A 10,012-nucleotide genomic window follows, 5' to 3' on the forward strand; every position below is an offset into this window, starting at 1 on the left:
GTTAACGCCGCCCGGCTCTGCCAATGCGATCAGGACTCCTCGGAGCTACCCTGTTCGGCTTTGTGCTCCGGGCGCATGGCCGGGAACAGGATCACGTCACGGATGGACGGGGAGTCGGTCAGCAGCATGGCCAGGCGGTCGATGCCAATGCCTTCACCAGCGGTCGGCGGCAGGCCGTATTCCAGGGCCATCACGTAGTCTTCGTCGTAGAACATCGCCTCGTCATCGCCGGCGTCCTTCTCGGCTACCTGAGCGCGGAAACGCTCGGCCTGGTCTTCGGCGTCGTTCAGCTCGGAGAAACCATTGGCGATTTCACGGCCACCCACGAACAGCTCGAAACGCTCGGTGACAAACGGATCGCTGTCCTTGCAGCGCGCCAGCGGCGACACTTCCTTCGGATAGTCAGTAATGAAGGTCGGCTGCATCAGGCGGTGCTCGGCGGTCTCCTCGAAGATCTCCACCTGGATCTTGCCCAGACCCCAGATGCCTTTCACCTGGATACCGAGTTGCTTGGCCAGATCGGTCGCCTGGGCCTTGTCGGCCAACTGCTCGCGGGTCACTTCCGGGTTATGGCGCAGGATGGCGTCCACCACCGTCAGGCGCTCGAACGGCTTGCCGAAATCGTATTCCACGGTTTCTTCGCTGCCATCCTTCAACACCCGGGTGTTGGTCACTGTGGTGGTGCCCAGCACCTGCTCGGTAATGGTGCGAAGCATCTCTTCGGTCAGGTCCATCAGGTCGTTGTAATCGGCAAACGCCTGGTAGAACTCGACCATGGTGAACTCGGGGTTGTGCCGGGTGGACAGCCCTTCGTTGCGGAAGTTGCGGTTGATCTCAAACACCCGCTCAAAGCCACCCACCACCAGGCGCTTGAGGAACAGCTCGGGCGCGATACGCAGGTACATGTCGATGCCCAGCGCGTTGTGGTGGGTGATGAAGGGGCGCGCTGTGGCGCCGCCCGGGATCACCTGCAGCATGGGGGTTTCCACTTCCATGTAGTCCCGCTCGGTGAAGTACTGGCGCATCACGTTGATGATCTTGGAACGCGCGTAGAACACCCGACGGCTGTCCTCGTTCATCATCAGGTCGACGTACCGGTGGCGATAGCGCGCCTCGGTGTCGATCAGGCCTTTGTGCTTCTCCGGCAGCGGGCGCAGGGACTTGGTGAGCAGCACGTACTCATCCATGGTCACGTACAGGTCGCCCTTGCCGGACTTGGAGAGGGTGCCACGAACGCCCACGATGTCGCCCAGATCCCAGTGCTTGGTGTCTTTCTGGACGTCCTTGGAGGCGTAGATCTGGATGCGGCCGGTCATGTCCTGAACCACCTTGAACGCCTTGCGGTCCAGCATCATGCGGCCGGCAATGGCCACCTGGATGCCCATTTCCGCCAGCTCTTCCTTGGATTTATCACCGTATTTTTCCTGCAGCTCGGCAGCGGTGGCATCGCGGCGGAAGTCGTTCGGGAACGAATTGCCCTGCTCGCGCATGGCGGCCAGTTTGGCGCGGCGCTCGGCAATCAGCTTGTTGTCCTCGTGCTGTGCGGCGTTCTGGGTCTGTTCAGTCATTTTGGCTCACTAAAGAAGTCGGGGTTGTCCGTAATGGTTGAATGGCGCCACTTACAGCGCCATCTTCAGACTGGCTTCAATAAACTTGTCGATGTCACCGTCCAACACCGTCTGGGTGTTGCTGGTTTCGACCTTGGTGCGCAGATCCTTGATACGGCTGTCGTCCAGCACGTAGGAGCGGATCTGGCTGCCCCAGCCAATGTCGGCCTTGGCGTCTTCGGCCTTCTGTTTCTCGGCGTTGCGCTCCTGCATCTCACGCTCGAACAGCTTGGCTTTCAGCTGTTTCATGGCCTGGTCTTTGTTCTGGTGCTGGCTTCGGCCAGCCTGACAGGCCACGACGATGCCGGTGGGATTGTGGGTCAGTCGTACGGCGGACTCGGTCCGGTTAACGTGCTGACCACCGGCGCCGGAGGCGCGGTATACATCCACCCGCAGGTCGGCCGGGTTGATCTCGATTTCAAAGCTGTCGTCCACTTCCGGTGATACGAACACGGAGGAGAACGACGTATGGCGGCGGTTGCCGGAATCGAACGGTGATTTACGCACCAGGCGGTGGACGCCGGTTTCGGTACGCAGCCAACCGTAGGCGTAGTCGCCCTGGATGTGGATGGTGGCGCTTTTGATGCCCGCCACATCGCCTTCCTGGAGTTCGACGATCTCGGCCTTGAAGCCGCGACGCTCGGCCCAGCGCAGGTACATGCGCAGCAACATGTTGGCCCAGTCCTGGGCTTCGGTGCCGCCGGAACCGGCCTGGATGTCGAGGTAGGCGTTGTTGGCGTCCATTTCACCGGAGAACATGCGGCGGAATTCGAGCTTCTCCAGCTCTTTATCCATCGCGGACAGGTCGCCTTCGATGTCTTCGACGGTGCCTTCGTCCTCTTCTTCCACGGCCATGTCGAGCAGGCTTTCGGCGTCGCTCAGGCCGTTGGTGAGGTTGTCGATGGTACGAACAATCAGTTCAAGATCGGATTGCTCTTTACCCAGGGCCTGGGCACGGTCGGGGTTGTCCCAGACGGTGGGCTGTTCGAGCTCTCGCTCGACTTCGGTCAGTCTTTCACTACGGCGATCGTAGTCAAAGATACCCCCTCAGCGCTTCGGTGCGCTCGCGAAGTTCTTTAATCTTCGTCACTATGGGATTAACTTCCATGGAATCTCTTCTCGCGTTGGGAAATGATGCGATGAAATCAGGGGGCGAATTCTACCGGAATTTGGCGGGTAAATCAGCTGTTAGCGGATAGGGAGTTGGCGCACCTCGCCTGCTGGATTTGGTGCGAGCACAGAATGCGGATGGCCTTTCCGGGAGACGCCGTGGATACGTCCATGTAGGCTTGACGAAAACATCCATGTTTTCGACACTCCCGGAAAGGCCACCCGCACTCTGCGCCCAAGACTGTTTGCAAACCGCCGGCTCGACAACCCAGATTCTTAAGCAGCCTGAAACCTCGTTTCACGCAGGCATTCTCTGTAGTCGAAAACTTCCCCAGCCTTTCCCTTCCGTGTTATTCCGTGTCTTCCGTGGCAAAAACCGTCTTTATCTTTTCTTTCTATTTCGTGTTCTTTCGTGGATTTAGTGGCAAAAAATCACTCCAGCGGCTCCAGATAATCCACCAGTAACTGCAGGTTGGTCCGCCCCCGAAAGGTATTGGCATCCGGCTTGTACACCACTCTTGCACCCGTGCGGGTATAGTCCGGCACTTCCGGCCCCGTATTAAAAGCGATGCCATCGATGATGCCGCCACCCTCGAACGGCTGGAGCACCAGCTTCAGGTGGTTTTCGCCAACAATGCGCTGGCTGACCACGCGGAAGTTGCCGTCGAACACCGGCTCGGGGAAGTGCTGCCCCCAGGGGCCGGCGCGTTTGAGCAGGTAGGCGGTGTCGAGGTTGAGTTCTTCCGGAGCCAGCGGGCCGTCGGTGGTGATGGCGGCTTCCAGGTCTTCCGGTTGCAGTGTGTCGCGCACGGCCTGGTCAAAGGCGTTGCTGAAGCGTTCCAGGTCATCCCGGGCAATGCTCATGCCGGCGGCCATGGCGTGGCCGCCGAATTTTTTCATCAGACCCGGGTTTTTGGCGTCCACCGCCGCGAGCGCATCACGGATGTGCAGGCCGGGGATGGAGCGGGCGGAGCCTTTGAGGTGTTCGCCGTCGTCGTCCGGGGCGAAGGCGATGGTGGGCCGATGGGTCTGTTCGCGGATTCTTGCCGCGAGGATGCCAATCACGCCCTGGTGCCAGTCATCATCGAACAGCGCCAGACCCCAGGGCAGGCCTTCAAGGTCCAGGGACATGGAGGCCAGCAGATCCTGGGCCTGGGTTTTCATTTCCTTCTCGATGCTGCGCCGCTCGCGGTTGAAGTTGTCCAGCTCCCGGGCCAGGCGCTGGGCTTCGTCTCGGCTGTCAGCGAGCAAGCAGGCGATGCCGATGCTCATGTCGTCCAGCCGGCCAGCGGCGTTCAAACGTGGGCCCACCACGAAGCCGAGGTCAGTGGCGCTAATTTCGGTGTAGTCGCGGCCGGCGACTTCCAGCAGCGCCAGGATGCCGGGGCGCGCTTCGCCCTTGCGGATGCGGCGGATGCCCTGCTCCACGAAGATCCGGTTGTTGTGGTCCAGGGGTACCACGTCCGCCACCGTGCCCAGGGCCACCAGATCCAGCAGGTTGCCCAGGTTGGGTTCAGGATCGGGCAGCCGGTTGTGGTCGCGCAGGTATTTTCTCAGGGCGGTCAGTACGTAGAACATCACGCCCACGCCGGCGGCGTTTTTGCTCAGGAACGGGCAGCCGGGCTGGTTGGGGTTCACAATGGCATCGGCATCGGGCAGCTCGTCACCCGCCAGGTGGTGGTCAGTGATGACTACTTTCACGCCCAGCTCCCGCGCAACGCGCACCCCTTCAATGGCGGAAATGCCGTTGTCGACGGTCACCAGCAAATCCGGCAACTCGCCCTCTTCGCGCAACCGGTGAATAATGCCCGGCGTCAGGCCATAGCCATCGGCAAAGCGGCTCGGCACGCGGAAATCGATGGCCTCGATGCCCAGCATGGACAGCCCCAGCATGGCCACGGCGGTGCTGGTGGCACCGTCGGCATCGAAATCGCCCAGCACCATGACTCGCTGTTTCCCGGCAATGGCATCGGCCAGCAGCTCCACCGCGCGGTCAATGCCACGCAGTTCCATGGGCGAGGCCAGGTATTTCAGGGTGTATTGCAGCTGTTCGTCGGACTTTACACCACGGGCAGCGTACAGTCGGCGAAGAATGGGGGGCAGGTTTTGCCCCCAGCTGCCCTGTTCAGGCGGCCGGGGGCGACGCAGGATCTTTTTGGGAGTCATGCCGTCAGGCGTTCTTCCAGTGCTTTGAGATGAAGCCCTGCACCTCGGAGAGGTCGTTGTCCAGAACGGTGTAACGCTCTTCGCGCTCGAACAGGTCGGCCATGTGGACCGGCAGCTCGGGCTTCACGCTCACGCCGGATTCCGCGACTGCATCCGGGAACTTGGCCGGGTGCGCGGTGCCGAGGGTGATCATGGGCACGGAGGCGTCACGGCGACAGTTACGGGCGGCACGCACGCCAATGGCGGTGTGCGGGTCCAGCAGGTATTCGTTCTGGTCGAACACTTCGCGAATGGTATCGCAGGTGGTCTTGTCGTCCACGGCATCGCTGTCGAACAGCTTGCGGGCGCTCTTCCAGCGGTAGTCTTCGATGCTCACCGGTCCCTTGCTGGCGTTTTCCAGCAACTCTTTGACGGCGGCGCCATCACGGCCGTGCAAATCAAACAGCAGACGCTCGAAGTTGCTGGACACCATGATGTCCATGCTAGGCGACAGGGTATGCTCGAGCTGGTGCTGCTCGTACTTGTTGCCGCTCATGAAGCGGTGAAGGATGTCGTTTTTGTTGGTGGCGATCACCAACTGGCTGATGGGCAAGCCCATCTTTTTCGCCAGGTAACCGGCAAAGATGTCGCCGAAGTTGCCGGTGGGCACGGAGAACGCCATGCTGCGATCCGGGCCACCCAGCGACAGGGAAGCCTGAAAGTAGTACACAATCTGGGCCATGATCCGCGCCCAGTTGATGGAGTTCACCGCCGCCAGCTGGGTTTTGCCGCCCAGGAAGCTCTGGTCACCAAAGCTTTCCTTGACCATGCGCTGACAGTCGTCAAAGTTGCCCTTCACGGCGATGTTGTGGATGTTCTCCCCCGGCACGGTGGTCATCTGCCGGCGCTGCACTTCTGAGACACGCTGGTACGGGTGCAGAATGAAAATATCCACGTGCTCACAGCGGCGGCAACCTTCGATGGCGGCCGAGCCGGTGTCGCCGGAGGTGGCGCCCATGATTACCACGTGCTGCTTGCGTTTTTCGAGCACATAGTCGAGCAGGCGGCCCAGCAACTGCAGGGCGAAGTCCTTGAACGCCAGTGTCGGGCCACGGAACAGTTCCATCACCCATTCGTTGGTGTCCAGCTGCACCAGCGGGGCCACGGCCTTGTGGGCAAACACGCCGTAGGTTTCCTTGAGCATCTCGCGGAAGTCGTCTTCCGGGATGGCCTCTTCCACAAACGGGTACATGACGTTGAACGCCAGATCGGCGTAGGAGAGCCCGCGCCAGCTGCGAATTTCTTCCAGGCTGAAGTGCGGCAGGGATTCGGGCACGTACAGCCCGCCATCGCTGGCCAGGCCGGTCAGCAGAACGTCTTCAAAACCCAAGGCGGGGGCCTGGCCCCGTGTACTGATGTATCTCACGTGCGTACCTGTTAATTGAAGTTTTCAGCGCGGATGCGAATAACCTTGTCGGCGATATCGGACAGGGATTCCATTTCCTCGATGGCCAGGTTCATCTGGCGCTCCTGGACGGTATGGGTGAGGATAATCACCGGGATGCGACCGTCCTTGAACTCGGACTCCTTCTGCATGATCGACTCAATGTTGATGCCATGCTCGCTGAGAATGGAGGCGATCTTGGCCAGCACTCCCGGACGGTCCAGAGCCTGGATGCGCAGGTAGTAGGCAGACTGGATGTCTTCCATCGAGAGAACCGACAGATCCTCAATGGCGTCAGGACTGAAGCCCAGATATGGAACCCGCTGGTTGCTTTCAGCGGCCACGGAACGGGCCACGTCAACGATGTCAGCGATCACGGCCGAGGCAGTGGCTTCGTCGCCAGCGCCCGGACCGTAGTACATGGTCTGGCCAACGGCATCGCCATCCACCATCACAGCGTTCAGTACGCCGTCGACCTGGGCAATCAGGTGGCTCTTGGGCACCAGGGTCGGGTGTACCCGAAGCTCAATGCCGTCCTCGCGTCGACGGGCGATACCCAGGTGCTTGACCCGGTAACCCAACAGCTCGGCATGAGCGATGTCGTAGGGCGTGAGCGTGGAGATGCCTTCAGTGAAGCCTTTCTCGAACTGAAGCGGCACACCAAAGCCGGACGCGGCCAGAATGGTGAGCTTGTGGGCCGCATCAATGCCTTCCACGTCAAAGGTCGGGTCCGCCTCGGCATAGCCCAGATCCTGGGCTTCTTTCAGCACTTCGGCAAAATCACGACCGGCGCGCATCTCGGTCAGGATATAGTTGCCGGTGCCGTTGATGATGCCGGCAATGGTATCGATACGGTTGGCGGCCAGGCCTTCACGTACGGCCTTGATGACCGGAATACCGCCGGCTACGCCCGCTTCGTAGGCAACCACAACGCCAGCTTTCTCGGCGGCTTCAAAGATCTCGTTACCGTGAACCGCAATCAGCGCCTTGTTGGCCGTGACCACGTGCTTGCCATTGGCAATAGCGGCCAGCACCAGTTCCTTGGCGGCTTCATAGCCACCGATCAACTCGACCACGATATCCACTTCGGGGTCGTTCACCACATCGAAAACGTCGGTGCTGAAGGGGATGTTTCCCAGGGCAAGATCATCCCGGCTGCGACGACTGGCTACCCGCGAAATCCGGATATTGCAGCCGGAACGACCCGCAATAATCCCGGCGTTACGAGTCAGAACATTAAATGTACCGCCGCCAACGGTGCCCAGTCCGCAAATTCCGACATTCACATCTTTCAAGCTGTCACCTCTGTTCCCGATGGGTGCTGATGAATTACAAAACAAGGCGCATAGTATACCGATTCAACAGGCTATGAATAAGCCCTGAATGTCAAAGCAGACCCAGGCCTTCGGCCAGATTCCGGGCCGGCACATAGCCGCGTACCATGTTGCCATCCTCCAGCACAATCGCCGGGGTACCCGTAACGCCCACTTCGGCACCCAACCGGTATTGGGCCTCCACCGGGTTGTCACAACTCACGCGCTCCACCGACTTGCCATTCTTGGCGGCGGTCATGGCCGCCCGGGAGTCTTCCGCACACCAGACCGACTCGTATTTTGTCCAGGACGGCGTGCCCGGACCGGACCGGGGGAAGGCGTAATAGTTGACGGTGATTCCGTACTCATTGAGCTGCTCCACCTCGGCGTGCAGTTTGCGGCAGTAAGGGCAATCGATGTCGGTGAACACGTCCACCACCGCTTTCTCTTCCCCGGTGGCCGGGAACGAAATCACGCCCTCATCACCAAAGGCATCCATTTTCTGTCGGCGCTGTTCGGCGCGGGCCTGCTCGGTGACATTGGCTATTCCGGTGTTGGTGATTTTCAGCAGATCACCAGTGAGCAGATATTCACCACTCTCGGTGGCATAGATGGTCTGCCCGCTATTGCTTTGAACTTCGTAAAGCCCCGGAGCTTCCGATGCCTTGACGGATGTGACCTGCAAGCCAGGCACAGCCTCGGCCAGTTTATCGGCAATAGCCTCCTCTTTCGGACCGGCCAGTGCCGGGGCCGACAGTATGGCGGTCAACGCCAACGCGCTCAGGGAAAGTGCAAAAGTCAGTTTCATGGAGTTGAATGTATCCTTGGCTTGGTTAATAAGATGGCGGGAAACCGCACCGCTCTTCCGCAAGACCTCGCAGGCCCTTCAATGTGGTGGTGCGACACGGGCGACCAGAGAAAGTTCACCCCCGGGGATGATGCCGGTGGTGCAAGTCCTGCAGTCGTTGCCGGGCAATGTGCGTGTAGATCTGCGTCGTGGACAGATCCGAGTGCCCGAGCAACATTTGCACGACCCGCAAATCCGCACCGTGATTAAGGAGATGAGTCGCAAAGGCATGGCGCAGCGTGTGAGGCGATAGCGGCTTGTGAATCCCCGCGCGACTGGCATAGTGCTTGATACGGTACCAGAAGGTCTGGCGAGTCATGGCGCTGGCGCGGTTGCCTGGAAACAAGGCATCGCAGGCCTGCCCTTTCAGCAGTTCAGGACGACCCTGCTTCATATACTGCACCAACCAGTCGATGGCCTCCTCGCCCAGCGGTACCAAGCGCTCCTTATCCCCCTTACCCCTGATCCGAACCACCCCTTGCCGAAGATTGACCTGATCAACGGTCAGGCCGGTCAGCTCGGAGACCCGCAATCCGCAACCGTAAAGAATTTCGAGCATTGCCTTGTCACGCAGCTCCAGGGCCAATTCCGGGTCCGGCTCGGCCAGCAACCCGTCTACATCCTGCTCCGTAAGGGTATCTGGCAGCCTTCGGGGCAAACGGGGGCTATCAATCCGCAAAGTCGGGTCTTCGGAAATAACGCCTTCACGCAGCAGATAACGGTAAAACCGGCGAACACCCGAAAGTCGCCTCGCTGCCGTGCTGGTCTTGATCCCTTCGGCCAGACCGCTCGAGATCCAGCCCAGGAGATCGGTCCGGGCAGCCGCTTTCAGGCCCTGGCGGCCCGGCTGCTGCTCCAGCCAAGCCGACAACCTGCCAAGGTCACTCGCGTACGCTTGACGGGTCTGCTCACCCAAGCCATCTTCCAGCCAGACTGCCTCGCAGAACCGTTCAATCAGTTGTTCGTCATCATGCCGGGACAAACGTCTTCCTCTTCCGGGTTAGTTGAGCCCTGACATTTAACATCGAGTAGGAGGGGGAGTCACCTCCCCCGTCCTCTCACACCACCGGGCATACGGTTCCGTACCACGGCGGTTCATGGTTGGCGCTGAAGCCGAACCATCGTATCCAGCAAGCTTACCAGAGACAGACCGTTGAACACCCGCTTAGGCAGCGCCGCATTCATGTGAGATGCGCCGCTGTTCCACCAGGGTCCACGGCCATTCATGGCACTCACCCAAGCCCTGTGCTTAGTCAGACCGAGCCGCATCAGGTTACGAGCCCGCGTGCGGGGTCGCTTCCATTGCTGCCACAGGATCAATCGGAGGCGTCGGCGTATCCAGCCATCCAGTGCTTCCACCGGCCGTTTCGAGGCCGTCAGGCGATAGTAATTTGCCCAGCCCCGCAGCACCGGATTCAGGTGCCGGATGGTCGTGGTCAGCGACTGACCCTGTGATCGTTTGAGCAATGGCCGTAGCTTGGTCATAAAAGCCTTCAGGCTCTTCGGTGCGACCCGCAACCGGACCTGCTTGTGCCAGGTCACGCTG

Annotated in this window: 8 protein-coding genes; all 8 read right to left on the reverse strand. The window is 60.3% G+C overall.

Translation table 11 applies throughout. The features are described from left to right. Positions 1–29: 29 nt before the first annotated feature. Positions 30–1,568, reverse strand: a complete 1,539-nt coding sequence (gene lysS / locus BY454_RS12190) for a lysine--tRNA ligase (RefSeq protein ID WP_104416748.1) — start codon at positions 1,566–1,568, stop codon at positions 30–32. Between the two features lie 51 nt (positions 1,569–1,619). Beyond that, positions 1,620–2,715, reverse strand: a protein-coding gene (gene prfB / locus BY454_RS12195; RefSeq protein WP_104416749.1) for a peptide chain release factor 2 whose coding sequence is annotated in 2 segments (ribosomal slippage) — positions 1,620–2,642 and positions 2,644–2,715 — 1,095 coding nt in all. Because the reading frame shifts where the segments join, the coding sequence is not laid out codon by codon here. Between the two features lie 434 nt (positions 2,716–3,149). Further along, a complete protein-coding gene (gene recJ / locus BY454_RS12200) occupies positions 3,150–4,883 on the reverse strand; it encodes a single-stranded-DNA-specific exonuclease RecJ (RefSeq protein WP_104416750.1) in 1,734 nt (577 codons plus the stop codon). A 4-nt stretch (positions 4,884–4,887) separates the two neighbouring features. Then, positions 4,888–6,288 (reverse strand): threonine synthase, encoded by a 1,401-nt coding sequence (gene thrC, locus BY454_RS12205; protein WP_104416751.1) that lies wholly within the window; start codon positions 6,286–6,288, stop codon positions 4,888–4,890. An 11-nt stretch (positions 6,289–6,299) separates the two neighbouring features. Next, on the reverse strand, positions 6,300–7,601 hold the full coding sequence (locus BY454_RS12210) for a homoserine dehydrogenase (RefSeq protein ID WP_104416752.1): 1,302 nt from the start codon (positions 7,599–7,601) through the stop codon (positions 6,300–6,302). A 91-nt stretch (positions 7,602–7,692) separates the two neighbouring features. After that, entirely contained in the window at positions 7,693–8,427 is a 735-nt protein-coding gene (locus BY454_RS12215) for a thioredoxin fold domain-containing protein (protein ID WP_104416753.1), read from the reverse strand. Between the two features lie 115 nt (positions 8,428–8,542). Next, entirely contained in the window at positions 8,543–9,448 is a 906-nt protein-coding gene (gene xerD, locus BY454_RS12220) for a site-specific tyrosine recombinase XerD (protein WP_104416754.1), read from the reverse strand. Between the two features lie 113 nt (positions 9,449–9,561). Beyond that, a partial coding sequence (locus tag BY454_RS12225) for a group II intron maturase-specific domain-containing protein (RefSeq protein ID WP_308471658.1) occupies positions 9,562–10,012 on the reverse strand: 451 nt, incomplete at its 5' end.

The organism is Marinobacter persicus, from assembly GCF_002934325.1.
GTDB lineage: Bacteria > Pseudomonadota > Gammaproteobacteria > Pseudomonadales > Oleiphilaceae > Marinobacter > Marinobacter persicus_A.